Genomic DNA, 26,519 nt, shown 5'->3' on the forward strand with positions numbered 1-26,519 from the left:
CGGGGCGACCAGGATTCCGATCAGTAACGTAAGGGCGGCAAGCAGTGCTCTCATGGGGGTGGCCCTTCGGGTAAGGCGGATGGCCGAACCATAAGATGTCGAGCAGAAGGCCGCAATATTTCGACGACATTTCGCAAACATTTGACTGACAAAAGTTGTACAGTGCCGTCTCGAAGTGCTGGTCAGCGAGCGGGTACAGGCACGAACCCCGCCGTGGGCGCGGCGCAAGCCACGACGTCCGATCTACGTAAGCCGTTGCAAGCGCTTGCGCGGAAGGTCGTATAGTTTGCGCATGACTCGACGACTCGCAGAGGTGGCCAAGAAGGTCGGGGTGAGCGAGGCGACCGTGAGTCGCGTGCTCAACGGCAAGCCCGGGGTGTCCGACGCGACTCGCGAGGCCGTGCTGACCGCGCTCGACGTGCTGGGCTACGAACGCCCCACCCAGCTGCGCGGCGACCGCGCCCGGCTGGTCGGCCTGGTGCTCCCCGAGCTGCAGAACCCGATCTTCCCCGCCTTCGCGGAAGTGGTCGGGGGCGCCCTCGCGCAGCAGGGCTTCACCTCGGTGCTGTGCACCCGCACGGTCGGCGGCGTCTCCGAGGCCGACTACGTGGATCTCCTGCTCCAGCAGCAGGTCAGCGGCGTGGTCTTCGCCGGCGGCCTGTACGCCCAGGCCGACGCCTCGCACGGCCACTACGAGCTGCTGCACGAGCGCAAGCTCCCCACGGTCCTGGTCAACGCCGCCGTCGAGCACCTCGACTTCCCCCAGGTGTCGTGCGACGACGTGGTGGCCGCGGAGATGGCCATCGCCCACCTGCGCGCCCTCGGCCACGAACGGATCGGCATGGTGCTCGGGCCCAAGGACCACATGCCGTCGCGGCGCAAGCTGGAGACGTTCCAGGCCGGGGGCGGGGACGCCGAGCTGGTGGAGCACACGATGTTCTCGCTGGAGGGCGGGCACGCGGCCGCCGCCCGGCTGGTCAGGCGCGGGGTGACCGGCGTGATCTGCGCCAGCGACCTGCTGGCGCTGGGCACGGTCCGCGCCGCCCGCCGCGCCGGCCTCGCCGTCCCCACGGACATCTCGGTCATCGGCTTCGACGACTCGGCCCTGATGAACTGCACGGAGCCGCCGTTGACCACGGTCCGCCAGCCGATCGACGCCATGGGCCGCGCCGCCGTCGACCTCCTGGTCGCCCAGATCGACAAGGCCGTGGTGCCCGCCGACGAGCTCCTCTTCGAACCCGAACTGGTGGTCCGCGCCTCCACCGCCCGCGCCCACCCCTGACCCCAGGGGGTCTGCCCGGCACCGGCGAGGGGGGCCTTCCGGGCGCCCCTCCTGAGGCCCCGCCCCCCTTCCGGAGCACGCCCCCGGTGAACGGCGTGCGCGGGCCCGTCACGCCCCGGACCGCCTGACGACGGTGCTGGGCGGGCCGGCTTCCCGGGCCGGACCGGTGGGCGCCGCGGACGACGCTTCCGTGGGCCGGTCCGGCGGCACGACGCGGTCGAGCGCCGCCGATCCTCCTCCCGTCGTCCCCAAGCCCTCGGCCCGTGCGGCGGGGACGGGCGCGGCCCCGTGCCGTGGAGGAGGTTCGCCGGACCGGCGGCGTAATGCAGTCGTTATCTTGCAATATGAAGTCGAAATATTGCGCACATACGTCACGGATCCTATGGTGTGGGCACCTCGCATCAGAAGGGTCAGATCATGCAGAGATCCACCGGACTCTTGCTCGTAACCGTGCTAGGACTCGCGGCCTCGGCTTGCGGATCGGGCGGCGAGCCGGCCACCCCCAACGCCAGCGGCGGCGCCAAGGCCGTGACGATCACGGTGGCCTGCCAGCCGGCGAAGTCCGCGCCGAAGGAGCGGCAGGCCTGGGACGACGACGTGGCCACGTTCATGAAGGAACACCCCGGCGTGACGGTCAAGAGCACCGACCAGCAGCCGTGCTTCGACCCCAAGACGTTCGGTCCCAAGCTGGCGGGCGGCCAGATGGAGACCGCCTTCGTGGTGCCCGTGACCAACTACAACGACGTGATCTCCAAGGGCCAGGCGCTGGACATCACGCAGTACACCAGCAGCATCAAGAACTGGAACGACCTGCGCGCCGACCACAAGGAGCTGGTCACCAAGGACGGCAAGGTCTTCGGCGTCCCGAACGTCCACTACAGCGTGGGCCTGGTCTACAACCGGGCCCTGTTCACCAAGGCCGGGCTCGACCCCAACACCCCGCCCACGACCTGGGCCGAGGTCCGCGAGGCGGCCAAGAAGATCGCCGCGCTCGGCCAGGGCTACGTCGGCTACGGCGAGTACTCCGGCGGCAACACCGGCGGCTGGCACTTCACCCAGGCCATCTACGGTCGCGGCGGCGACATCCTGACCCCCGACAACAAGAAGGCCGCGTTCAACTCGCCCGAGGGCAAGGCCGTGCTGCAGAACCTGCACGACATGCGCTGGGTGGACAACAGCATGGGCTCCAAGCTGCTGGTCGGCTGGGAGTCGCTCATGGTCGCCATGGGCAGCGGCAAGGTCGGCATGATGCTGGGCGCCCCCGACGTGGTCACCGACGTGGTGAACAAGTTCAAGGGCAACGTGGCCGACTACGGCATCACCGGCTTCCCCGAGGCCAAGGCGTCGCTGAGCGGCGGCGAAGCGTTCATGATCAACCCTAAGGCGACCCCGGAGGAGGCCAAGGCCGCGCTGGAGTGGATCGACTTCCGCTTCAACACCGTCGGCAAGGGCCGCTTCGACTTCGCCCGCGGCAAGAGCATCGGCAACCCCGTGGGCGTGCCGGACAACGCCGTCTTCGGTGACTCGCCCACCGGCCAGGCCATCCAGGCCGACCGGGTGAAGAACGCCTCGCTCCCGGTGACGAACTACGAGTCGTACGTACAGGCCGCCGGCACGATCCCGCCGAAGGCGGAGCCGCTGCACGCGCAGGAGCTGTACGCCATCCTCGACGTGGCCATGTCCGGCGTGCTGAGCCGCAAGGACGCCAGCGTCGACCAGCTGCTCGCGGACGCCGAGACGAAGGCCAACTCGATGCTGGCGGCCAAGGGCTGACCTCAATGCAGATCTTGAGGCGCAATCTGACGGCCTACGGGTTCTTGTGCGCGGCGCTGGCCTGCTTCACGGTGTTCGCCTGGTATCCGATGGTCAGGGAGTTCATCCTGAGCTTCCAGAAGACCGACCTGATCAACGAGCCGATCTGGGTGGGCCTGGACAATTTCAAGACGGCGTTCCTGGACCCGGCCTTCGGCGAAGCCTGGCTGAACACCCTGGAGTTCACGCTCCTCGCCCTGCTGTGCGGCTATGCCGTGCCGTTCGTCGTCGCGCTCGTGCTCAACGAGCTGCGCCACGCCCGGGCCTACCTGCGGTTCGTGGTCTACCTGCCGGTCATGCTGCCGCCGATCGTGGCGGTGCTGCTGTTCAGGTGGTTCTACGACCCGGGGCCCGGGCTGTTCAACCAGGCACTCGACTTCTTCGGGCTGCCGCCGCTGGCCTGGCTGGACAGCTCGTCCACCGCCCTGATCTCCCTGGTCATCGTCTCGACCTGGATGAACATGGGCAGCGCGACGCTGATCTACCTGGCCGCGCTGCAGAACATCCCGCCGGAGCTGTACGAGGCGGCGGAGCTGGACGGTGCCGGGATCTTCAAGCGGATCAGGCACGTCACGATCCCGCAGACGCGGCTGATCCTGCTGCTCATGCTGATGCTGCAGATCGTGGCGACCATGCAGGTGTTCATCGAGCCGTACATGCTGACCGGCGGCGGGCCGGAGAACTCGACGGTCACGGTGGCGTACCTGATGTTCCAGAACGCGTTCACGCTCCAGGACTACGGCTCGGCCGGGGCGCTCGGCATGATGCTCATGATCGTGCTGCTCGTCTTCGCGGCCTTCCAGCTCCGGCTGACCAGGGAGGACAAGGCGTGATCTCCGTCGGAGCCCGGGCGACGACCGGGGGGAAGCGGGGCAGGAAGCGGTCACCGAAGCCGATCGAGGTGCAGTTCCGTACGATTGTCTCCCCGCACCAGCTCAACAGCAGGTGGGGCCGGCGGATCTACTGGCTCGTGCTGGCCACGGTCCTCGTCGTCTTCACGGCGGCCTTCGTCTTCCCGCTCTACTGGATGGTCACCGGCGCGCTCAAGACGCCGGAGGAGCTGGCGCAGATGCCGCCGACGCTCGTGCCGGCCGATCCCACGCCCGACGCGTTCTTCGAGGCGTGGGACCTGTTCGACATCGGCACGCTGCTGGCGAACACCGCCTACTACTCGCTAGGCGGCTGGATCGTCTGCATGGCCGTGGACGTCTCGGCGGCGTACGCGCTGTCGAAGCTGCGGCCGATGTTCGGCAACGTCATCCTGGGCATGATGCTGGCGACGCTGATGATCCCGGCGATGGTCATCCTGATCCCGCTGTACGTCACGGTCGTGGACCTGGGGCTGCTCAACAACCCGTGGGCGCTGTGGTTGCCCGCGGCGGCCAACGGGTTCAACATCTTCCTGCTCAAGCGCTTCTTCGACTCGATCCCCAGGGAGCTGATCGAGGCGGCGCAGATCGACGGGGCCGGGGCCGTGCGGATCCTCCGCTCGGTGGTCCTGCCGATCTCCAGGCCCATCCTGGGCGTGGTGTCCATCTTCACGATCGTCACCTCGTTCAAGGACTTCGTCTGGCCGCTGCTCGTCATGACCGACAGCGACAAGATGACCATCAGCGTGGGCCTGTCGCAGACGGCCGGGGCCGTCACCCAGAACCAGGTCATGGGCGGCCTGCTGATCACCAGCATCCCCATGATCATCGTTTTCTTCATCTTCCAACGGCACATCATGGCGGGACTCACCGCCGGAAGCATCAAGGGATAAGCGCATGTCGCAAACGTGGTGGCGGGGGGCCGCGATCTACCAGGTCTACCTGCGTAGCTTCGCCGACGGGAACGGCGACGGCGTGGGCGACCTCGCCGGCCTGCGCTCCCGCCTGCCGTACCTGCAAGAACTCGGGATCGACGCCATCTGGCTCAACCCGTGGTATCCGTCGCCGATGGCCGACGGTGGCTACGACGTGGCCGACTACCGCGACATCGAGCCGGTCTTCGGCACGCTGGCGGAGGCCGAGCGGTTCATCCAGGAGGCGCACGAACTCGACATCAAGGTCATCATCGACGTGGTCCCGAACCACAGCTCCACCGAGAGCGCCTGGTTCAAGGAGGCCCTGGAGAACCCGGCGGCTCGTGACCGGTTCTGGTTCGCCGACGAGCCGCTCAACGACTGGCAGTCGATCTTCGGCGGCTCGGCCTGGACGCAGGTGCCCGACGGGCAGTGGTACCTGCACCTGTTCGCCCCGGAGCAGCCGGACCTCAACTGGACCAACCCGGAGGTGCACCGGGAGTTCGAGGACGTCCTGCGCTTCTGGTTCGATCGCGGCGTGGACGGCGTCCGCATCGACTCGGCGGCCCTGCTGATCAAGTCCGACACCGCCTACGAAGACCTCGACGAGGTCCACGACGTCTACCGTCGGTGGCGCGAGGTGGCCGACGAGTACGGCGAGCGCATCCTGATCGGGGAGGTCTGGCTCCCCGACCAGGAGCGTTTCGCGCGCTACCTGCGGCCCGACGAGCTGCACACGGCCTTCAACTTCGACTTCCTGTCCTGCGCCTGGGACCCGGCCGACCTGCGCAGGTCCATCGACCTCACCCTGGCCACCCACACCCCCATCGGCGCCCCGCCGACGTGGGTGCTGTCCAACCACGACGTCACCAGGCCGGTTACCAGGTACGGCCGCGCCGACACCTCGTTCGCGCACGGGGGCGCCCTCCACGGCACGCCGTCGGACCCCGAGCTCGGCTACCGCCGGGCCCGGGCGGCGGCGTTGCTGGCCATGGCCCTGCCCGGCTCGGTCTACGTCTACCAGGGCGAGGAACTGGGCCTGCCGGAGGTGGAGGACCTGCCGGACGAGGTCCGCCAGGACCCGATGTACGCCCGCTCGGGCGGCACGAACCCGGGCCGCGACGGCTGCCGCATCCCGCTGCCGTGGTCGGGCGAGGAGCCCCCGTTCGGCTTCGGGACCGGCACGCCGTGGCTCCCGCAGCCGGAGAGCTGGCGCAAGCTCACGGCCGAGGCGCAGCGTACGGACCTGGACTCGATGCTCAACCTGTACCGCACGGGCCTGGGCGTCCGCCGGGACCTGCTCGGGGACGGGACGCTGACCTGGCTGTCCCTGGGGGAGGAGGTGCTGGCCTTCACCCGCGACTCGGGCCTGACCAGCATCACGAACCTGGGCAAGGAGCCGATCCCGCTGCCCGCGGGCACGGTCGTGCTGGCCAGCGGCGTGATCGAGGACGGCCTCCTGCCTTCCGACACCACGGTCTGGCTGACCTGACGTCCGGCGCCCCGAGCGGACCGCGTACCGCTCGGGGCGTTGCACACCGATCGTTCATGACGTGAGCTTGAGCGTGTAGCGCCGCAGCCCGTCCGCCTCCTCCCCGAGCACCGCGCCCAGCCGCTCCGCGAGCCGCTGCGAGGCCGTGTTGCCGGCGTCGGTCTCGATCACGATCTCGGCCAGCCCCGCCCGCCGCCCCGCCGCGAGCACGGCCTCGGCCGCCTCGGCCGCCAGCCCGGCCCCCCAGTGAGCCGGATCCAGGCTGTAGAGGAGCTCCACCCGATCCTCGCCGTGCCGCCGCAGCCCGCACACCCCGATCAGCACGCCGTCCCTGAACACCTGCCACAGCCCGTAGCCGTGCCGCGCGAAGCCGGCCTCGCTGTCGCGCAGCAGCGTCCCGGCCAGCTGGGGGGCCACTTCGCGATCGTCGAACAGGTAACGCCTGACCTGCGGGTCGTTCCAGTGCCGGACGAGCACGCCGAGATCGCGCACCCCGGCGGGACGCAGCTCCAGCCGTTTCGTGGATATCGCCGTCATATCCTCCAGCCAACACCGCCCGGCTCCCCGAGGAAAAGGGCGTTACGATCACGCCATGGCACGGCTGCGCAGAACGCCTCCGCACGACCTTGACCCCGAGGCCCGGACTCTCTACGACAAGATCGCCTCCGGGCCGCGCGGCGGTTTCATGGTCGACGAGGAGGGCGGCCTCACCGGCCCGTTCAACGCGATGCTGCTCAGCCCGCCCGTCGGCGACCCGCTCCAGGAGCTCGGGGCGGCCGTCCGCTACCGTTCCTCGCTCACCGACCGGGCGCGGGAGCTGGCGATCCTGGTCGTGGCCGGGCACCAGGACAGCGCGTTCGAGCGGGCGGCCCACGAGCCGATCGCCCGCGGCCTGGGCTTCACCGAGGAGCAGCTCCAGGCGCTGCGCGACGGCTCGCCCCTGACCCTCGACGACCCGGCCGAGGCGGCGGTGCTCGGCGTGGCCCGCGCCCTGGTGGCGAAGGGCGACCTGGACGACGAGGAGTACGCGGCGCTGGGTGAGCGGACGCTGTTCGAGCTGACCACGCTGGTGGGCTACTACTCCACGCTCGCACTCCAGCTCCGCGTCTTCCGCGTGTAGGTCACCGGGTGGCGCCGCTGGGGTCGCGCAACCACGCTTCCAGGGCCGCGCGCGCCCTCCCGGCCTCCGAGGGGAAGCGCGTCGCCCTGGCCAGCACCCACAGCGTGCCCTGCAGCCCGCGAGCCGCCAGGCAGGCCCGCAGGCCGGGAGCGTCCGGATCGGCCCCGTACGCGCGCACCGCCGCCCGCCCGTCGAGCCGCGTCGTGCGGAGCAGGCACGCCAGGTCCCACTCCACGGGCCCGGCCATGCTCTCCTCGAAGTCGTTCCAGAGCAGCCCGGCCGGGGTGGCGAGCAGGTTGCCGGGGTGCGCGTCACCGTGCACGGCCTGCGCCGCCGTCCCGTCCCGCAGCCGCTCGGCCAGCCCGGCGTGCGCGTCCCGCAGGCGGGCCGGCACCTGCGGTCCGAGCAGCTCCATCAGCCGGGCCGGCTCCTCCAGCACCGGCCCGAGCAGCGGCAGCTCGCCGGGGAACCCGCGCAGGGCCTCGTGCAGCTCGAACAGCATCCGCCCGGCCGCGTCCGGCGTCACCACATGGTCCGGATCGTGCCCGGCGTGGGCCCAGAAGGACAGCGCGACCCCGTCCCGTACGTGCGGCCCGGCCGGCAGCAGGTCGCTCGGGGGCACCACCGGCGCGCCCGCCCGGTGCAGGTAGGACACGACCGCCAGCTCGCGCTCCAGCGCCTCGGCGGGCCGGGGCCTGCCGAGCGCGGTGACGGTGGGCACCCGCGCCACGATCGGCGCGGGCGCCAGATGGATCCGCAGGTTGAACGAGTCGTTCAGCACCACCGGCGCCCGCACCCGCACCCCGTGCTCCGCGGCCACGGCGACGGCGGCGGACACGGCGGCGGTGCGGGAGATCATGCCCCTATTGTCTACAGGCGGTGCGCAGCCCGTAGAACCAGGACAGGTACCGGCTGTGGATGTCCCGCCCGGAGATCCGGACGAAGGCGTCGTCCGCGTTCTCCATGTACGTGAAGTTCGCGCTCCCCGTGTAGACCCGTGGCGTGATGTCGTCGTCGTAGAACCCGTCGATCATCATGACCTTGTTGTGCGTCACCACGTCCCGCGTGCCCACCCTGAACCGGCACGGCGTGACCTGGACGGCCCGCCCGTTGACCGTCCTGGCCAGGGTCTGCCGGATCGTGTCGTCCACGTTCTTGCTGGCCGCCCCGGCGGCGTTCTCGTAGTACACGATGTCCACCCAGCAGTTCTCACCGCGCAGCCGGACCAGCTCGTTCGCGATCGCCACCCGGTTCTTGTTGAACGCGGTCAGCGCCATGCGGATGTCGGTCTGCCGCGTGACCCCGTCCGCGTCCTGGTAGCCGCACTCGACGAGCCGCAGGATGGAGACGATGGGGTCGGCGTCGCCGGCCAGGCGGGGGTAGAAGGTGGCCCGGTGCGTGGTCCCGGTCGGCGAGGTCCAGTAGTAGCCGGGGTCGACCGCCTTGCGCCGTCCCGCCTGCAGGTCGGCGAAGTAGGTCCGGTAGGCGTTGTAGACGGCCTGGTCGGTGAAGGTGTACGCGTCGTTGTAGGAGTTGTACAGGTACCAGTTCGACAGGTTCGACGAGGTCTGGAACACCACGTTCGGGTGCGAGGTGCCGTCGATCACCACGTTGGAGAACAGCGCGAACTTGCTGTGCAGGTAGTTCCGGGCGATGCAGCCGCGATCGACCGTCGACTCGTTCGGATATTCGCAGCGGATCACCCAGGAGCCGGCCGACTCCGAGGTGCCCAGCGCCGCCCTGAGCGTGGCGGTGATGGCGTCGTTGGCGCCGTTCTCCATGCTGTCGAGGATCACCTGCACGCGTACGCCGCGGTCGTGCGCGGCGACGAGCTGGTCGGCGATCTCGCTCGACCGGTCGCCGGGCGCCCATTCATGCGTCACGAACCGGATCTCCCCGCCCGTGGGGACGGCCCGGATCAGGCGGATGAGCTGGTCCATGACGGCCGACTGCTTGGCGCTCGGGCTGCCGGCCACCCCGGAGTCGGCGGTCGGGTCGTTGAACACCGGCGCGTTCAGCACGGGCGGCCCCGTGACGTCCGCCCCGGCCGGGCCCGCGCTCGCGAGCAAGCCGGTGACCAGGCATAACGCCAGGAGGATGCGTCGGATCGTCGTCATGTGCGATTCCCTTCTGGTGGGCAGCACATGCGACCTTCTACTTAAATATGATTTTTTGTCAATGGACCTCTAGGCCGACTCCCGGACCACCAGCTCCGTGGGCAGGATGACCGGATCGGTCGGGCCCCCCTCGAACAGGTTGAGCAGCAGCCCCACCATGGCCGCCGCCTGCTCGGTCACCGGATGCCTGAGCGTCGTCAGCGGCGGCTCGGTGTATTTCGCCGCCTCGATGTCGTCGAAGCCCACCACCGCCACGTCGTCGGGCACCCGCCGCCCGGCCTGGCGCAGCGACTGCAACGCCCCCACCGCCATCAGGTCGTTGGCCACGAAGACGGCGTCCAGCGACGGATCGTCGCCGAGGAGCTGCCGCATCGCGATCGCCCCGGACTCGCGCGTGAAGTCGCCGACCGCGACGATCGAGCGGCAGTCGGAGTCGCGCAGCACGTTGCGGTAGCCGGCCAGCCGGTCCTGCCCGGCGATCATGTCCTGCGGCCCGGCGATCGTGGCGATCCGGCGCCGCCCCGACTCCACCAGGTGCCGCACCCCGGACTCGGCCCCGCCCACGTTGTCGTTGTCCACGAACGGGATGTCCACCGGCACGGCGGGCCGCCCGTAGGAGACCACGGGCACGCGCAGCCGCGCCAGCGCGGCCGGCAGCGGGTCGGCGCCGTGCATGGACAGCAGCATGACGCCGTCCACGTGGCCGCCGGCGATGTAACGCTCCACCCGGGCATGGCTCTTGGGTGAGGAGGCGAGCATCAGCACGACCTGCTTGTTGATCGCCTCCAGCTCCACCGACGCCGACCTGATCGCGGTGGAGAACAGCGGGTCCTCGGAGAAGACCCGCGTCCCCGGCTCGCTGACGACCAGGGCGACGGAGTCGGTGCGCTGGGTGACCAGGCTGCGCGCGGCCGAGTTGGGCACGTAGCCCAGCTCGTCGATCGCGCGCAGCACGGCGTCGCGGATGTGGGGCGCCACGGTCGTCTGCCCGTTGACCACACGGGAGGCGGTGGCACGCGAGACGCCCGCCCGGGCGGCGACCGCCTCGAGCGTCGGGCGTCTCATGACTGAACCAGAAGGGAGAGCACGGAAAAAATCTACAGGCCGTTTCTGCTGATCACGTCCCGGTACCACAGCGCGCTGTCCTTGGGCACCCTGGTCAGGGTCGCGTAGTCCACGTGCACGATGCCGAAGCGCCGCCGGTAACCCTCGGCCCACTCGAAGTTGTCCAGCAGCGACCACACCAGGTATCCCCGCAGGTCCGCGCCCGCCTCGATGGCCCGGTGCACCTCGCGCAGATGCCCGTCCAGGTACGCCACCCGCTCGTCGTCGTGCACCCGCCCGTCCTCCACGAGGTCGTCGAAGGCCGCGCCGTTCTCGGTGACCATGAGCCCGACCTGCGGGTAGTCCTGCGAGAGCCGTACGAGCAGCCGGGACAGGCCGTCGGGCACGATCGGCCAGCCCATCGCGGTCGTCGGCGCGTCAGCCGTGGCGAACCTGACGTCCTCCGAGCCCGGCCACGCGGCGTCGGCCGGCAGCCCGGGGCCCGACTCGACCACGCACGGGTTGTAGTAGTTGACGCCGATCAGGTCGATCGGCGCGTTGATCAGCGCGAGGTCGCCCTCGTGGATGTGCTCCGTCCCGCCGTTGCGCGCCGCGGCCTCCAGCACCTCCTCGGGGTACGTGCCGTACACGGCCGGGTCCAGGAACTGCCTGGTCAGCAACGTGTGGATGCGGTGGGCCACGGCCGCGTCCGCCTCGCTGGGCACCGCCGAGGGGTCGTTGACCTGGGCGGGGGTGAGCACGGGGGAGGAGTTGACCACCAGCATGATGCGCCGCGCCCCGGCCGCGCGCAGCCGCCGCGCGGCCAGCCCGTGGCCGAGCAGCAGGTGGTGCGCCGAGCGCATCGCGTCCGCGGGGTCGCGGCGGCCCGGCGCGTGCACGCCGTTGCCGTAGCCGAGGAACGCCGCCACCCACGGCTCGTTCAGCGTCGCCCAGTCCGCGACGCGGTCGCCGAGCTTGTCGTAGACGGCCTGGGCGTAGTCGGCGAAGCGGTAGGCGGTGTCGCGGTTGGTCCAGCCGCCGCGGTCCTCCAGCGCCTGCGGCAGGTCCCAGTGATAAAGCGTGACATAAGGCGAAATTTCGGCTTGCAGTAGCTCATCGACGAGCTTGTCGTAAAAGGCCAGGCCGCGGGGGTTGATCGAGCCATCGCCGTCGGGCTGGACGCGCGGCCACGCCACCGAGAACCGGTAGGCCCCCAGCCGCAGCTCGCGCATCAGCCCGATGTCGTCCCGGTAGCGGTGGTAGTGGTCGCAGGCCACGTCTCCGGTGTCGCCGTCGGACACCTTCCCGGGGGTGTGGGAGAAGGTGTCCCAGATCGACTGGCCCCGCCCGTCCTCCTTGACCGCCCCCTCGATCTGGTAGGAGGCCGTGGCGGCGCCCCAGACGAAGTCCTCGGGAAAGATCATCCCTTAACAGCTCCTTGCATGATTCCACCGATGATTTGCTTGCCGAACAGGGCGAACACGGCCACGAGCGGCAGGGTCCCGATCGCGGTGCCGGCCAGGCCGAGCACGTAGTCGTTGACGTACCCGCTGGCCAGGGTCGAGAGCGCCACCTGGACGGTCGGGTTGTCCGGGTTCAGCACGACCAGCGGCCAAAAGTAGTCGTTCCAGGCCGACATGAACGTCAGCATGCCCAGCACCGCCGCCGCGGGCCGCGCGGTGGGCAGCACGACGTGCCAGAACAGCCCCCACGTCGAGCACCCGTCCACCCGCCCGGCCTCCAGCAGCTCGGTGGGCAGGGCGCGCGACAGGTACTGCGTCATGAAGAACACGCCGAACGCGTTGACCAGCGCGGGCACGATCAGCGCGTAGTTGGTGCCGGTCCACTCCAGCTTCACCATGAGCATGTAGAGCGGGATGATGCCGAGCTGCGCCGGGACCATCATGGTCGCGACCGTGATCACCAGCATGATGTTCCGGCCCCGGAACTTCAGCTTGGCGAAGGCGAACCCGGCCAGCGTCGAGAAGAACATCACCGCGATCGAGATCGACCCGGCCACGATGACCGAGTTGACCAGCGCGAGCCCGAAGGGGACGGTGTCGAAGACCCTGGCGACGTTGGCGAAGAAGTTCCCGCCGGGCAGCAGCGGCGGCGGCACCTCGGCCAGCGCCGAGTTGTGCCGGGAGGCGACCACGACGCTGTAGTAGAGCGGGAAGGCCGAGAAGAAGGCCACCGCGATGAGGGTCAGGTAACGCAGCCTCATACCAGCCCGCCCTTCACCTTGCGGGTGATCAGGAAGTTGATCCCGGCGACGATCACCACGGCCACGAACATGAGCCACGACGCCGCCGAGGCGTAGCCGAAGTCGAACGTCGAGTTCGCGAAGCCCTGCTCGTAGACGAACAGCGCCAGGGTCTGGAACTGCCGGTCGGGACCGCCCGTCGCGATGCCGCCACCGCCGCCGCTGCTCTGCCCGAACAGCATGGGCTCGGCGATGATCTGCATCGCGCCGATCGTCGAGACGATGACCACGAAGATGATCGTCGGCCGGATCATCGGCATCGTGATCTTGCGGAGCTGGGTGAAGTTGCCCGCGCCGTCGAGGGTGGCGGCCTCGTACAGCTCGCGCGGCACGGCCTGCATGGCGGCCAGGAAGATCAGCGCGTTGTACCCGGTCCAGCGCCACATGATCATCACCGACAGGGCGATGTGCGAGCTGGCCGTGCCCGCCCCCCAGTCGATGGTGCCCGCCCCGAACCAGGACAGGACCCAGTTGATCATGCCGAAGTCCCGGCCGAAGAGCTGGCTGAAGATCACCACCACCGCCACCACGCTCGTGACGTTGGGCAGCAGCAGCGCGACCCGGAACAGCGTCTGGAACCGCAGCCGCCGGTTGAGCAGGTGCGCCAGCCAGATGGCCAGCGCGAGTTGCGGGACGGTCGACAGCACGCCGATGGACAGGGTGTTGAAGGTGGCGTTCCAGAAGTACTCGTCGGCGAGCAGCGTCGAGTAGTTCGCCGCCCCGACGAACTCCTGCGTCTCGGACAGCAGCGTCCACTCGTGCAGGCTCACCCAGGCCGTGTAGACCAGCGGGAACAGGCCGAAGGCGCAGAACAGCAGGAAGAACGGGGCCACGTAGGCGTACGGCGACACCCTCACGTCGAGGGTGTGCCGCACGCTGCGCCTACGCCGTCGCGTGACCGCGAGGGGAAGGGTGCTCATTTGATCTTCTTGACGTCCTCGAGTACCTGCGCCCACGCCTCGTCCGGCGTCTGCTTGCCCTGCTCGACCCGGCCGAGCCCGTTGCCGATGGCGACCCGGACGTCGGCCTCCTTCGGGCCGAGGTGCTGCGGCTTGAGCGCCTTGGCGGCCTCGGAGTAGATCTTGCCGATGGGGGCGTCACCGAAGAACGGCTTGGTGAAGTTCTGGATGGACGGGTCGTCGTACAGCGCCGGAATCGACGGGAACGTGCCCTCCTCCTTGAACACCTTGGCCTGGTTGTCCTTCGAGGTGAGGAAGTCGATGAGCTCGGCCGCCTCCTTCGGGTGCTTGCTCTGCTTGGGCACCATCAGGTGCGAGCCGCCGCTGTTGCCCGAGCCGCCGGGCACGGTCGCGATGTCCCACTTGCCGGAGGCGTCCTTGGCCTGCTCCTGGATGAAGCCGGTCATCCAGGCCGGGCAGATGATCGTGGCGAACGAGCCCTTGGCGAAGCCGGTGTTCCACGGCGGTGAGAAGGCGGCCAGCTTGGCGGTCAGGCCCTCCTGGGTGAGCTGGTTCGACAGGTCCCAGGCCTTCTTCACGTCGGGGTTGGACTCCACGATGATGTTGTCCTGGGCGTCGTACAGGCCGACGGGCGCCTGGTTGACCATCGCGCGGAAGATCTCACCGGGGGAGTCCACGAACTTGGCGCCGGCCACGTTCGCCCCGGCGAACTTCTTGCCGGTCGCGATGTACTCCTCCCACGTCGGCCAGAGCGCCGCCACCTTGTCGCGCTCCTCCGGCAGCCCGGCCTTCTTGAACAGGTCCTTGCGGTAGCACATGGCCAGCCCGCCCACGTCGGTGCCCAGGCCGAGGACCTGCGCGCCGTCCTTGCTCAGGCCCTGCTGCCACTTCCAGTCGAGGTAGTCGGCCTGCCGCTTGTCGAGCCCGTACTGCTTGAGGTCGACGAACCTGCCCGGCTGGGCGGTGAACGTGCTGACGTAGCCGACCTCGACCGCCTCGATGTCCCCCGCGCCCGCGTTCGTGGCCAGCCGCTTGACCAGGTTGCTGTGGTGGTCGTTGAACTGCGTGACGTTCTCGACGATCTCGATGTCGGGGTGGGTCTTCTTGTATTCCTCGTAGAGCGGTTTGAAGCCGAAGTCGCCGAACAGGCCGACGGTCAGCTTGATCTTCTCTCCGGGCTTGGCGCTCGCCTCGGTCGCGGTGTTCCCGCCACCGCCGCCACCGCACGCCGTCGCCAGGGCGAGGACGGACGCGGTGAGCAAGGGCAGGCCGAGCCGCCGGATACGAGGGGTCATGGAAACCCTCCTGGGTCGCACTTAGGGGAATGATGAGAGAGCGCTCTCTCACGAGATTGTTGGAGCTCACATGCCTCTGTCAACGGAAGTTAAATAACGATCCGTGTTACCCGAGAGAGCGCGTTCCCAGATTGGAAACCGGCCACCCGCTCGCGCTCGGCGCCCCGTGGTGTCCTCGCAGGCGACCCCGCCCGGTCCCATCACCGACGCCGGCGGCTTCTTCAGGCAGTGGACGCAGCGGTGTCCTCGGTCGCCCGCTCCTCGATGTCACGAGGACCTGGGTCAACCGGTCAGGGCGCGACCGGCCATCCGGGCGTACATCCGGCCCGGGCTCGGCGCCCTGGCGAGGAACCCCGGCAACATGGGCAACCCCACGGCGAACGGATCAAGGCGCTCGTACAGCTCGTTCGCGTCCGCCGGGCGATCATCCGGCTTCTTCTCCAGCAGCTGCGCCAGCAACGCCCCCAGCTCCTCCGGCAATCCGGGAATCGCCGGCGGCCGCTCCTTGACCTGCTTCTCGAAGACCACGTAGTCGGTGGGCCCGGTGAAGAGCTGCCGCCCGCTGAGCATCTCGTGCAGCACGCACCCCAGCGAGTAGAGATCGCTGCGCGGCTCGGCCACCCCGTGCTGGATCTGCTCGGGAGCCATGTACGCCGGCGTCCCCAGGATCTGCCCGATCCTCGTGAACGTGGTCACGTCGGACTCCCGCAGCATGGCCAGCCCGAAGTCGAGCACCTTCACGCTGCCGTCCGGACAGAGCATGAGGTTCGTCGGCTTGAGATCCCGATGGCAGATCGACAGCGCGTGGGCCGCCGACAGCACGGCACACGCCTGGGCCGCGATGGCCGCCGCCCACGGCACCGGCAGCGGCCCGTGCTCGTGCACCACGTCGGCCACCGTGACGCCCTCGATGAACTGCATCACCTGGTAGAGCCGCTGCTCGTGGGTGCCGAAGTCGTAGAGCACGGGAGCGCCGGGATGCTCCAGCCTGGCCAGGATGCGCGCCTCGCGGATGAACCTGGTCTCCAGCTCGTGGTCGGGCCCGCTGGGCAGCCGCAGCAGCTTCACCGCGACCCGGCGATCGAGGTGGCGGTCGTGCCCCGCGTAGACCGCTCCCATGCCACCCTGCCCGAGTGGGAGGTCGTCGAGCTCATAGCGGTCGCCGATGACCATTCGCCCCTCCCAGCAGCCTTTCGGGAAAAAGCTACACCGTCAGGACTGCGGGTGCAGGTGGCCGTCCGCGAGGCCGTCGAGGCCCAGCCGGATCAGCGTCTGCCCCAGCGTCGAGGTCTCGCGAATGGCGTCCTCCAGCACGGCCAGTTGCCGGAACGCCTCGCCGTACGCCTTCTGCTCCTTCAGCGACAGCCGCGGCAGGCGGGTGCGCCGCACGTCGAACCTGCTGGAGCCGGTCGTCACCCGCCCGCCCGCGGCCCGCAGGAAGCCGGCCAGGAAGTCGGGATCCAGCCTGCGGGAGTCGACCCGGTAGAGGGTCAGGTGCGGCCCGAGCACGGCCCCGCCGCCGTCGGCCATCACGCGTACGGCGGAGTAGGAGGCCACCACGTCGCCCGGGTGGATCGCGATGAGCCCCTGCTGCGTGGTGGTGAAGCCGGACGGCGAGCCGCCGCTGAACACGTCGTCGGAGGTCAGGACGGGCACGTCGCCCTCGTCCGCGGCCATCTTGGGCGGGGCCTGCGACGTGGTCACCAGGCCCTCCTTGATCAGGTCGCCCAGCGTGGTGGCGGGCTGGTCGAGCGGCTGCTCCAGCACCTTCAGGTCGGGCGGCACGGCGGCGGCGGCCAGGAAGCGGTCGCGCGCCTCGGCGAACGCCCGGCCCACGTCGTCGCGCCGCTGGTGGCGGGCCGGGGTCATGTCGACCTCGTCGGCCAGCAGGTCGATGATGCGTACGGTCTGGTCGGAACGGTCCTCCAGGTACGCCTGCCAGGCCGGCTCGACCGCCGGGAGGTCGGCCGTGGCGTCCAGGATCAGCACCTCGGACGGCGGGCGCTCACCCGCCGCCGGGCGGCGCAGCAGCCACAGGTCGGAGCCGGGCAGCGCCACGACCGCCCGCAGCGCTCCGGCGCGCAGGAGGTTGGCGCGGATCCGGCGGCCCGCCTTGCGGCTGGCGGCGGCCGGCGGCATGAGGATGGCGACCAGGCCGCGCGGCTTGACGTGGGTGAGGCAGTGCTGCACCCAGGCCAGCTCGGGCTCGCCGCGCGGCGGCAGGCCGTACTCCCAGCGCGGGTCGCCGGTCAGCTCCTCGTAGCCCCAGGCCCGCTCGTTGAACGGCGGATCGCACACCACCGCGTCGGCCCGCTCGTCCGGGAAGCCGTCGTGGCGCATGGAGTCGCCGGCCACGACACCGGCCTCGATGCCGCGCAGCCGCAGCCGGGCGGCGGTGATGGCGGCCGAGGTCTCGCTGAGCTCCTGGCCGAGCATCCGCGTCGTACCCGCGGGGTTCAGGAGGGTGGGGGCCAGGAGCAGCGTGCCGACGCCGCACGCCGGGTCGAGCACGGTGCCGGCGTCCGCGCCCACGAGGCGGACCATCAGCTCCGCGACGTCGTCGCGGGTGACGGAGAGCTGGCGCGAGTGGGCCTCCAGGTAGCGCTCGCAGAGGAACTCGTACGCGGCCAGCGGGCCCAGCTGCTCGCCCAGCTCCAGAATGAGCCCGGCCAACTCGGAATCCAGCCCGCCACCCGCAGCACCGGCCCCGCCACGCGCCGCTTCGGACGCGCGACCCGCCGCTTCGGACGCGCCACCCGCCGCTTCGGACGCGGGACCTGCCCGCTCCAAGCCGGTGGCCGCCTGATCAGGGTCGGCGCCCGCCTGCCCGGGCGCGGCGTGGGCCTGATCCAGCGCGCCCGGCGTCCGGTCCGCCCCGCCATGCGCCTGCTCCGTCCCGGTACCACCGCCGACACCGTCACTGCGCGGGCCGTCACTATGCGGGCCGTCACCGTGCGGGCCGTCGTCGTGCGAGCCGCCGTTCCCGGCGCCTCCGACGCTGCGCGGGGCGGCCCGGGTCAGTAGGGTTCCCGCGTGGGCCACCAGCTCGCCCAGCCGCAAATCACCCGCCGCTTTCAGGCGTTGCCACACCCGATCTCCCAGGGAGACCTGGTAGGACTTCCCGTAGCGACGCAGCCACGACTCCACCTGCCGCAGCGAGAACAGCGGCTGGTTGGCGGTGCCGCCGATGGGCTGGGGGAAGTCGTCGTGGCGGCGGCGCCAGTTGCTCACCGCGGCCCGCCCGACACCGGCGAGCCGGGCGATGTCCCCGGCGTTGACGGTCGGGTCGTGGCTCATGAAGCCCACAGTAGTTCACAAGAGTCTTCAGCGCATCTGCTTGTGAAGTCTTTCAACCAATGATTTACTGCTGGGTATGAAGCACAACATCCGCTATGCCGCCGGATCAGATGTGGGCCGCCGCAGGGAGCAGAACGAGGATTCTGGCTACGCGAGTGGCCGGTTGCTCGTGGTGGCTGACGGGATGGGTGGACACGCGGCCGGCGAGCTGGCGAGCTCGGCGGCGATCGCCGTCATGCGCGAGCTGGATGCCACGCTTCCCGAGACGGGCTCGGACCTGGAGGCCGCGCTGGAGGCCGCCGTGCACGAGGCGGCGCGCAGGCTGGTCGAGCTGGCCGACATCGACCCCGCGCGCAGGGGGATGGGGACCACGGTGACCGCCATGCTGTGGGACGGCTACCGGTTCGCCCTGGCTCATCTCGGTGACTCCCGCGGATATTTGCTTCGCGATGGTGCGCTCTACCAGATGACCAAGGATCACACACTTGTGCAGTCGATGGTGGACGAAGGACGGATAACGGAGGATCAAGCCGCCGTGCACCCCCGCCGGTCGATGGTGCTGCGCGTGCTGGGCAGCGAGGGCAGGGCGGAGCCCGACATGGCGCTGCGCGAAGCGGAGCCTGATGACCGCTACCTCCTCTGCTCCGACGGGCTCACGACCGTGCTGGGGCCCGAAGTCCTGCACGAGGTGCTGACCACGGTGGCAGACCCCGCGGCGGCCGTCCAGAGGCTGATCGATCTGGCCAACGAGGGCGGCTCGCCGGACAACGTGACCGTGATCGTGGCCGACGTGGTCGCGCCGGGCGCGGGAGACGCGGGCGTCTATCGCGTCGGTGCCGGCTGCTAACGAGGATAGTAGTAAGTCCCACCAGCCTCAGCAGCCACATAGCCGAAATTTCGGCTCATAGCAAGACACTTTCCGGGTGACACGCGCAATTCTGCGACGGCGCTACTACAGTCCATCGTGATTTGTCGGTTTTCTGGGAGGAGTCACCCTGGACCCGATCGCGGACGAGCTGCTGAAGACGGTGCGGCAGGAACTCGGCTATAAGGAGAAGAGCGGCCAGTTCACCAAGTTCGGCCAGTGGTACGCGGATCGCGTCCAAGACACCCAGTACCGCAACGCGCCATGGTGCGACATGTTCCTCGCCTATGCCGCGAACAAGGCCGGCATCTCCGACTACGTCGGTGAGTTCGCCTGGACGCCCTCCCACGCGGCCTGGTTCATCAAGCAGGGCGCCTGGACGCAGAAGCCCGAGCCGGGCGCGCTGGTCTTCTTCGACTGGCGCGGCGGCAAGAGTTACAAGGGCATCGACCACGTCGGCGTCGTGGAGCGCGTCAGCGGCACGAAGATCCACACCATCGAGGCGAACGTGGATCGCGTCTGGCTCAAGCGCAAGACCAGGGAGACGGACAAGGTCGTCGGGTACGGCATCCCGCGCATGGTCAAGGCCGGGTCCGACCGGCTGGAGGAGATCCGGACCACCGAGCGGCCGTTCGTGTCGCCGCCCCGCGCGGAGACCGGGCATGGGTCGCCGCTGGACGTCTTAGGCACTCCGCCCGCGCTGCTGGCCGCGATGGTGCTCATGACCATCGTCCTCTCGCTCCGCGTGTCGGGCCGCCGCCGCGGCACCCACCGCCGCCTCCCCTGGCCCTGGGCCGCCCCTTCCGCCGCCCAGCCCCCGGCCGGCACGAGAGTTCCGTCCCCCAGGAACCCCCTGGCGACCCGCGACCAGCCACCCGCCGACGCCAAGCCGCCCGCCCGTGACAGGGCACCGGCCCGCGAGAAGGTTCCTTCCGGCGGCAGGCCGCCTGCCCGTGACAGCGCCTCCGCCGGTGGCAAGACGGCGACCCGCGACAACACGTCCGCCGGTGGCAAGGCGGCCGCCCGTGACAGCGCCTCCGCCGGTGGCAAGACGGCTGCCCGTGACAGCGTTTCCGCCGGTGGCAAGGCGCGCGCCCGGGACAAGGCGCCGGCCGCGAAGCGGTCGCGGGGCACGACCGCGGTCACGGACCCGGAGGAGGGGCAACCGCGCCGCCGCGCGGCCGAGCAGCCGCAGGTGGAGCCGCACCCCGCCGCCGCTCCCGCCCAGTCCGCCCGCCCCGCCAAGGACCGGGTCCCGGCCGGGTCGGGCCGCTCCGCCACCAAGCACTCCACCCCCGCCAGGCGCAAGCCCTACGACCCGAGCTGAGCCGCACGGGCCCCACCGAAGGCCGGGCTAGGCCGTGAGGTCGATGACCGCCTTGACGTCGTCGTCGGCGGGTTCGAAGACCTCCAGGGCGCGCGACAGCGGCACCCGCCGCGTGATCAGCCGCTCCAGCCACCCCGGATCCGCCTCGGCCAGCGCCGCCGCCGCGGCGCGGAAGTGGCGCAGGTTCCCGTTGACCGTCCCGAAGACCACGTCGTTCTCCAGCACGATGTCCCGGTTGATCACCCCGGCGTCCACCCGGTGCGTCCGCCCGCCGGGCGAGAGCCCGCACAGGCAGAGGATCCCCGCGGGGGACGTGGTGGTCATGGCGTCGATGACGAGTTGCCCCGCCCCCGTGCACTCGATGATGACGTCCGGCTTGGCGTCGTGGAACGCCTCCAGCGTCGAGGACGAGTGGTAGGTCCCGCCCAGCTCCTCCACCAGGCTCGACTTGAGCCCCGGGGCCGGGGACCGGTCGAGGACGTGCACCTCCAGCCCGCGCTGCCGCCCGAGCAGCGCCGCCAGCAGCCCGATCGGCCCGGCACCGGTGATCAGCAGCCTGCGCGGCTCGAACCAGGCCCGCGAGCCGATCCGCTCGATCTGCTCCCACGCCTTGGCCACCACCGACGTGGGCTCGACCAGCATGCCGACGCTCTCCAGCGAGGGGTCCAGCCGTACGGCGTAGCCGGCCTCGACGGTCCAGCGCTCGCTGGCGTACCCGTCGATCTCCTTGATGCCGCGCTCGGTGTAGCGGCCGTTGCGGCACATGTCGAACTCGCCCCGCGCGCATGCCCCGCACGGCTCGGGGTCCGGCCGGCGTACGACGCCGACGATCAGGTTCCCGGGCGAGAACGCGGAGCCCTCCGGCGCCTCCAGCACCCGGCCGAGCGACTCGTGCCCGATGACCATGCGTTCCCTGCCGGGCGGCGGCCAGCCGTACTCGGCCCGGTCGAGCTCGCGGTCGGTGCCGCAGACGCCCACGGCCAGCCCCTGGACGAGCAGCTCGCCCTGGCCAGGTCGCGGGTCGGGCACTTCCTCCACGTCGAGCGTGCCCTTCCTGCCCGGCACGAACGTCAGCGCGCGCATCGGCGTCACCCCCTGGGAGTGCCTCTACCCCGGACGTCGTTGGGAAATAGTAGGACGTCCTAGTATCTTCATAGATGTAGCCTCCACGAAGGAGTGATCAGGCGTGCACGTCCCGGTTCACCCAGTCCGCTTCGTGACCGCCGCGGCCCTGTTCGACGGGCATGACGCGGCGATCAACATCATGCGGCGAATCCTCCAGTCCCAGGGGGCCGAGGTCATCCACCTCGGGCACAACCGTTCGGTGGACGAGATCGTCACCGCCGCCATCCAGGAGGACGTCCAGGGGGTGGCGATCAGCTCCTACCAGGGCGGGCATGTCGAGTTCTTCTCCTACCTGGTCGACCTGCTGCGGGAGCGCGGCGCGGGCCACGTCAAGGTGTACGGCGGCGGCGGGGGCGTGATCGTCCCCGAGGAGATCGAGCTGCTGCACTCGCGTGGTGTCACGCGCATCTTCTCGCCCGAGGACGGCCAGCGGTTCGGCCTGCCCGGAATGATCAACAAGCTCATCGAGGAGTGTGACGTCGAGCTGGGCGACCCTCCGTCGGTGGAGGCCGTGGTGTCCGGCGACCAGACCGCGCTGGCCCGCGCGATCACGCTGATCGAGTCGGGCCGCGCCCCCGAGGAGCTGGTGGCGGGGCTGAAGGGGGCTACGGAGCGGCGCGCCCCCGTGCTCGGCATCACCGGTACGGGCGGCTCCGGCAAGTCCTCGCTCACCGACGAGCTGGTCCGCAGGTTCCGCGTGGACAACGACGACAAGCTGCGCATCGCGATCATCGCGATCGACCCCACCCGCAGGCGCGGCGGCGGCGCGCTGCTCGGCGACCGCATCAGGATGAACAGCCTGGGCCCCCAGACCTACTTCCGCTCCCTGGCCACCAGGGGCGCGGCCAACGAGGTGCCCGCCTGCCTCGACGACGTGATCACCGTCTGCCGGGCCGCCGGCTACGACCTGGTGATCGTGGAGACGCCCGGCATCGGCCAGGGCGACGCGGGCATCGTGCCCCACGTGGACGTGCCCATCTACGTGATGACGCCCGAGTTCGGGGCGGCCTCCCAGCTCGAGAAGATCGACATGCTGGACTTCGCCGAGGCCGTGGTGATCAACAAGTACGAGCGCCGCGGCGCGGAGGACGCCCTGCGCGACGTGCGCCGCCAGCTCGTACGCAACCGCGAGGCATTCGGCGCCGCACCCGACGACATGCCGGTCTTCGGCACCATCGCCGCCCGCTACAACGACGGGGGCGTCACCGCCCTCTACCAGCACCTCAAGCCCCTGCTCCGGATCGGCGACGGTCCCGGGCTGCTGCCCCGGGTCGAGGGCCGCACCTCGAAGGCGTCGGAGGCCATCGTCCCGCCCGCGCGGGTGCGCTACCTGGCCGACATCGCCGAGACCGTGCGGGCCTACCACGCCGAGACGCTCGCCCAGGCGGAGGTGGCCCGCCGCCGCCAGCAGCTCGCCGCCGTACGCGACCTGCTGAGCGAGGAGGGCGCGCGGGAGGCCGAGCGGGTCGAGGGCGAGCTGTCCGACGAGAGCCGCGCGCTGCTGGACGGCTGGCCCGCCGTCAAGGAGCGCTACACCGCCGACGAGCTGGTCGTGAAGGTACGCGACCGCGAGATCCACACCCCGCTCTGGCGCGAGACGCTCTCCGGCAACCGCATCCCCAGGGTGGCCCTGCCCCGCTACACCGACCACGGCGACCTGCTGCGCTTCCTGCGCGGTGAGAACCTGCCCGGCATGTTCCCGTTCACCGCCGGCGTGTTCCCGTTCAAGCGCGACGACGAGGACCCGACCCGGATGTTCGCCGGCGAGGGCGACCCGTTCCGCACCAACAGGCGCTTCAAGCTGCTGTCCGAGGGCCAGCCCGCGACCAGGCTGTCGACGGCGTTCGACTCGGTGACGCTGTACGGCAACGACCCCGACCCGCGGCCCGACATCTACGGGAAGGTCGGCACCTCCGGGGTCTCGATCGCCACGCTCGACGACATGAAGGTGCTCTACGACGGGTTCGACCTGGCGGCGCCCAACACGTCGGTGTCGATGACGATCAACGGCCCGGCCCCGACGATCCTCGCCTTCTACCTCAACGCCGCCATCGACCAGGCCAGGGATCGTTTCCGCGGCGAGCACGGCCGCGACCCCGACGAGGGCGAGGACCGCGAGCTGCGGGCCCGCACGCTCGCCACGGTCAGGGGCACGGTGCAGGCCGACATCCTCAAGGAGGACCAGGGCCAGAACACGTGCATCTTCTCCACCGAGTTCTCCTTGCGGATGATGGCCGACATCCAGGAGTGGTTCATCCGGAACGGGGTCAGGAACTTCTACTCGGTGTCGATCTCCGGCTATCACATCGCCGAGGCCGGGGCCAACCCGATCAGCCAGCTCGCCTTCACGCTGGCCAACGGCTTCACGTACGTGGAGGCGTACCTGGCCAGGGGCATGAAGATCGACGACTTCGCGCCGAACCTGTCGTTCTTCTTCTCCAACGGCATGGACCCCGAGTACAGCGTGCTCGGCCGGGTGGCCCGGCGCATCTGGGCGGTGGCGATGCGCGAGCGCTACGGCGCCGGCGAGCGCTCGCAGAAGCTGAAGTACCACATCCAGACCTCGGGCCGCTCCCTGCACGCCCAGGAGATGAACTTCAACGACATCCGCACCACCCTGCAGGCCCTGATCGCGATCTACGACAACTGCAACAGCCTGCACACCAACGCCTTCGACGAGGCCGTGACGACGCCCTCGGCCGACTCGGTGCGCCGGGCCATGGCCATCCAGCTGATCATCAACCGCGAATGGGGCCTGGCCAGGAACGAGAACCCGCTGCAGGGCTCGTTCATCGTGGAGGAGCTCACGGACCTGGTGGAGGAGGCGGTGCTGGGCGAGTTCGAGCGGCTGTCGGACCGGGGCGGCGTCCTGGGCGCGATGGAGACCGGCTACCAGCGCGGCAAGATCCAGGACGAGTCCATGCTGTACGAGATGCGCAAGCACGACGGCTCGCTGCCCATCGTCGGCGTGAACACGTTCCGCAACCCGCGCGGCGAGAACGAGGCCGACCCGCACAAGCTGGAGCTGGCCAGGGGCACGGAGGAGGAGAAGCGCTCGCAGCTCGACCGCCTGCGCGCCTTCCACGAGCGCAACCGCTCCGAGGCCCCCGCCCAGCTCGCCCGGCTGCGTGACGTGGCGATGTCGGAAGGGAACGCGTTCGCGGTGCTGATGGAGGCGGCCCGCGTCTGCTCGCTCGGCCAGATCACCGACGCGCTGTTCGAGGCGGGCGGCCAGTACCGCCGCAACGTCTGACACCGGGGCCCACGTGACGCTCGGGACGCGGGCCGGCGCGATGCCGGCGCCCAGCCCGGCGCCTGTGCCGTGATCGGCGCCGGAGGGTGGCGCCGATAGGATCACGGTTCTGGGGACGAGATCGTTATCAGGAGGCTTTCATGTCCGACGTCACCTTCAAGGGCAACCCGATCACCGTGGCCGGCACCTTCCCGAAGCCGGGCGACGCCGCGCCCGCGTTCCGGCTGGTGGGCGGCGACCTCGCCGAGCGCTCGCTCGACGACTTCGGCCAGAAGACCAAGGTCCTCAACATCTTCCCGAGCGTCGACACCGGCGTCTGCGCGGCCTCGGTGCGCCGCTTCAACCAGGTGGCCGGTGAGCACCCCGACGTGGCCGTGCTCTGCGTGTCGGCCGACCTGCCCTTCGCCCAGAAGCGGTTCTGCGGCGCCGAGGGGCTCGACAACGTGACCATGCTCTCGCTCATGCGGGGCCGCGAGTTCCTCGCCGACTACGGCGTGGCGCAGGAGTCGGGGCCGCTGGCGGGGCTGGCCGCGCGCGCGGTCGTCGTGATCGACGGCGACAACAACGTGGTCTACTCCGAGCTGGTGCCGGAGATCACGCAGGAGCCCGACTACGAGGGCGCGCTGGCCGCGCTCAAGTAGTCGGCGAACTCTCCCGCCAGCTCCAGCAGGTGCTGATCGCTCGTGGCGGTGTGCTGGAGGTCCAGGATGATCTCGTGGACCCCGGCCTCCGCCGCGCCGGCCAGGTAGGCGGCGATCTCGGCGACCGTGCCGCTCCTCGGCGGGGTGCCCCGGTCGGTGACGATCGGGTTGGAGCGCAGGATCATGCGCAGGGCGCCCGGGTCGCGGCCGGCCTCCTCCGCGGTGCGGCACACGGTCTGCCACATCGAGGTGAGCACGGGGACCGGCAGCGTCGCCGTCAGCCAGCCGTCGGCCCGGCGGCCGATGCGACGCAGCGTGGCCGGCGAGAATCCGGCCAGATAGAGCGGTGGCCGGCGGGCCGGCTTGGGCTCGATGTGGCTGGGGGCGATCGTCCACAGCTCGTGCTCGAACGCGACCGGATCGGTCGTCCAGATGGCCTCCAGCGCGTCGAGCGTGGCGTCGTAGCGCCGCGCCCGGTCCTTCCACGGCACGCCGGCGGCGGCGTATTCGTCGGAGGACCAGCCGAGCCCGAGGCCGGCGTCGAGCCGCCCGCCGCTGAGGTGGTCGATCGTGGTGAGCGAGCGGGCCAGGACCACCGGGGGATACCAGCAGGCGTTGAGCGCGCTGGTGCCCAGGCGTACGGAGGAGGTCACCGAAGCGGCCACCGACAGCACCGCGAACGGGTCGAGGAACACCCGGTGCGCCTCGGGGATGCTGCCGTCGCCGCCCGGATAGGGGTCGCTGGGCCGCAGCGGGGTCAGCAGCCGGTCGCCCGCCCACAGGCTGTGGAAACCCATCGACTCGGCCTCGCGCGCCACCCGCAACACGCTGGACAGCGCCGCGAACCTGCCGTATTGCGGCACGGCCAGCCCGATCTCCATGC

22 protein-coding genes are annotated in these 26,519 nt (G+C 70.2%); 10 read left to right on the forward strand and 12 right to left on the reverse strand.

Translation table 11 applies throughout. The annotated features are described in order from the left end of the window. Window positions 1–292 precede the first annotated feature (292 nt). The 5 genes from ACTWPW_RS04475 to ACTWPW_RS04495 all read left to right on the forward strand — a co-directional run bounded on the left by ACTWPW_RS04475 (window position 293) and on the right by ACTWPW_RS04495 (window position 6,369). Window positions 293–1,282 (forward strand): LacI family DNA-binding transcriptional regulator, encoded by a 990-nt coding sequence (locus tag ACTWPW_RS04475; protein WP_375113139.1) that lies wholly within the window; start codon window positions 293–295, stop codon window positions 1,280–1,282. A gap of 450 nt (window positions 1,283–1,732) precedes the next feature. Next, on the forward strand, window positions 1,733–3,055 hold the full coding sequence (locus ACTWPW_RS04480) for an ABC transporter substrate-binding protein (RefSeq protein ID WP_375113140.1): 1,323 nt from the start codon (window positions 1,733–1,735) through the stop codon (window positions 3,053–3,055). 5 nt (window positions 3,056–3,060) lie between these two features. Continuing rightward, window positions 3,061–3,927: a carbohydrate ABC transporter permease gene (locus ACTWPW_RS04485; protein ID WP_364120571.1), complete on the forward strand. Its 867-nt coding sequence runs from the start codon at window positions 3,061–3,063 to the stop codon at window positions 3,925–3,927. Continuing rightward, on the forward strand, window positions 3,924–4,856 hold the full coding sequence (locus tag ACTWPW_RS04490) for a carbohydrate ABC transporter permease (protein ID WP_375113141.1): 933 nt from the start codon (window positions 3,924–3,926) through the stop codon (window positions 4,854–4,856). The genes ACTWPW_RS04485 and ACTWPW_RS04490 overlap by 4 nt, the downstream gene beginning before the upstream one ends. A gap of 4 nt (window positions 4,857–4,860) precedes the next feature. Next, complete coding sequence (locus ACTWPW_RS04495; protein WP_443168027.1) at window positions 4,861–6,369, forward strand: glycoside hydrolase family 13 protein; 1,509 nt, start codon at window positions 4,861–4,863, stop codon at window positions 6,367–6,369. A gap of 54 nt (window positions 6,370–6,423) precedes the next feature. Here ACTWPW_RS04495 and ACTWPW_RS04500 read toward each other — a convergent pair whose 3' ends face one another. Next, entirely contained in the window at window positions 6,424–6,906 is a 483-nt protein-coding gene (locus tag ACTWPW_RS04500; protein ID WP_375113143.1) for a GNAT family N-acetyltransferase, read from the reverse strand. A gap of 55 nt (window positions 6,907–6,961) precedes the next feature. On the opposite strand from ACTWPW_RS04500, the gene ACTWPW_RS04505 reads away from it, so the two are divergent. Next, on the forward strand, window positions 6,962–7,489 hold the full coding sequence (locus ACTWPW_RS04505; RefSeq protein ID WP_375113144.1) for a carboxymuconolactone decarboxylase family protein: 528 nt from the start codon (window positions 6,962–6,964) through the stop codon (window positions 7,487–7,489). A gap of 1 nt (window position 7,490) precedes the next feature. Here ACTWPW_RS04505 and ACTWPW_RS04510 read toward each other — a convergent pair whose 3' ends face one another. The 9 genes from ACTWPW_RS04510 to ACTWPW_RS04550 form a co-directional block, all read right to left on the reverse strand. Then, entirely contained in the window at window positions 7,491–8,348 is an 858-nt protein-coding gene (locus ACTWPW_RS04510; RefSeq protein WP_443168028.1) for a phosphotransferase, read from the reverse strand. A 4-nt stretch (window positions 8,349–8,352) separates the two neighbouring features. Then, the gene (locus ACTWPW_RS04515) at window positions 8,353–9,606 is read right to left on the reverse strand and encodes a phospholipase D-like domain-containing protein (RefSeq protein ID WP_443168029.1); all 1,254 of its coding nucleotides are present in this window, start codon (window positions 9,604–9,606) and stop codon (window positions 8,353–8,355) included. 69 nt (window positions 9,607–9,675) lie between these two features. After that, the gene (locus tag ACTWPW_RS04520; protein WP_375113147.1) at window positions 9,676–10,671 is read right to left on the reverse strand and encodes a LacI family DNA-binding transcriptional regulator; all 996 of its coding nucleotides are present in this window, start codon (window positions 10,669–10,671) and stop codon (window positions 9,676–9,678) included. Between the two features lie 32 nt (window positions 10,672–10,703). After that, entirely contained in the window at window positions 10,704–12,074 is a 1,371-nt protein-coding gene (locus tag ACTWPW_RS04525) for a GH1 family beta-glucosidase (protein ID WP_375113148.1), read from the reverse strand. Further along, complete coding sequence (locus tag ACTWPW_RS04530) at window positions 12,071–12,874, reverse strand: carbohydrate ABC transporter permease (RefSeq protein WP_364120541.1); 804 nt, start codon at window positions 12,872–12,874, stop codon at window positions 12,071–12,073. Before ACTWPW_RS04530 ends, ACTWPW_RS04525 begins: the two co-directional genes overlap by 4 nt. After that, window positions 12,871–13,833: a carbohydrate ABC transporter permease gene (locus tag ACTWPW_RS04535; protein WP_375113149.1), complete on the reverse strand. Its 963-nt coding sequence runs from the start codon at window positions 13,831–13,833 to the stop codon at window positions 12,871–12,873. Before ACTWPW_RS04535 ends, ACTWPW_RS04530 begins: the two co-directional genes overlap by 4 nt. Further along, window positions 13,830–15,128, reverse strand: a complete 1,299-nt coding sequence (locus ACTWPW_RS04540; protein ID WP_375113150.1) for an ABC transporter substrate-binding protein — start codon at window positions 15,126–15,128, stop codon at window positions 13,830–13,832. The genes ACTWPW_RS04535 and ACTWPW_RS04540 overlap by 4 nt, the downstream gene beginning before the upstream one ends. A gap of 282 nt (window positions 15,129–15,410) precedes the next feature. Continuing rightward, on the reverse strand, window positions 15,411–16,301 hold the full coding sequence (locus tag ACTWPW_RS04545; protein ID WP_375113151.1) for a serine/threonine-protein kinase: 891 nt from the start codon (window positions 16,299–16,301) through the stop codon (window positions 15,411–15,413). A 39-nt stretch (window positions 16,302–16,340) separates the two neighbouring features. Further along, complete coding sequence (locus tag ACTWPW_RS04550; RefSeq protein WP_443168030.1) at window positions 16,341–18,425, reverse strand: N-6 DNA methylase; 2,085 nt, start codon at window positions 18,423–18,425, stop codon at window positions 16,341–16,343. A gap of 76 nt (window positions 18,426–18,501) precedes the next feature. Between ACTWPW_RS04550 and ACTWPW_RS04555 the strand changes: the two genes are divergently transcribed. Together ACTWPW_RS04555 and ACTWPW_RS04560 are read left to right on the forward strand one after the other, a co-directional pair. Beyond that, window positions 18,502–19,272, forward strand: a complete 771-nt coding sequence (locus tag ACTWPW_RS04555; protein WP_375113153.1) for a PP2C family protein-serine/threonine phosphatase — start codon at window positions 18,502–18,504, stop codon at window positions 19,270–19,272. 181 nt (window positions 19,273–19,453) lie between these two features. Continuing rightward, entirely contained in the window at window positions 19,454–20,617 is a 1,164-nt protein-coding gene (locus tag ACTWPW_RS04560; protein WP_443168031.1) for a CHAP domain-containing protein, read from the forward strand. Between the two features lie 27 nt (window positions 20,618–20,644). Here ACTWPW_RS04560 and ACTWPW_RS04565 read toward each other — a convergent pair whose 3' ends face one another. Continuing rightward, complete coding sequence (locus tag ACTWPW_RS04565) at window positions 20,645–21,700, reverse strand: glucose 1-dehydrogenase (protein ID WP_443168032.1); 1,056 nt, start codon at window positions 21,698–21,700, stop codon at window positions 20,645–20,647. Between the two features lie 103 nt (window positions 21,701–21,803). On the opposite strand from ACTWPW_RS04565, the gene icmF reads away from it, so the two are divergent. Both icmF and tpx read left to right on the forward strand, forming a co-directional pair. Continuing rightward, window positions 21,804–24,995 (forward strand): fused isobutyryl-CoA mutase/GTPase IcmF, encoded by a 3,192-nt coding sequence (gene icmF, locus ACTWPW_RS04570; RefSeq protein WP_375113156.1) that lies wholly within the window; start codon window positions 21,804–21,806, stop codon window positions 24,993–24,995. A 140-nt stretch (window positions 24,996–25,135) separates the two neighbouring features. After that, window positions 25,136–25,636: a thiol peroxidase gene (tpx, locus tag ACTWPW_RS04575; RefSeq protein WP_364120514.1), complete on the forward strand. Its 501-nt coding sequence runs from the start codon at window positions 25,136–25,138 to the stop codon at window positions 25,634–25,636. Here tpx and ACTWPW_RS04580 read toward each other — a convergent pair. Continuing rightward, the gene (locus tag ACTWPW_RS04580; protein WP_443168033.1) at window positions 25,606–26,517 is read right to left on the reverse strand and encodes a TIGR03619 family F420-dependent LLM class oxidoreductase; all 912 of its coding nucleotides are present in this window, start codon (window positions 26,515–26,517) and stop codon (window positions 25,606–25,608) included. The genes tpx and ACTWPW_RS04580 overlap by 31 nt on opposite strands. Window positions 26,518–26,519: the final 2 nt, after the last annotated feature.

This window comes from Nonomuraea sp. KM90 (assembly GCF_052246675.1).
Taxonomy (GTDB): domain Bacteria; phylum Actinomycetota; class Actinomycetes; order Streptosporangiales; family Streptosporangiaceae; genus Nonomuraea.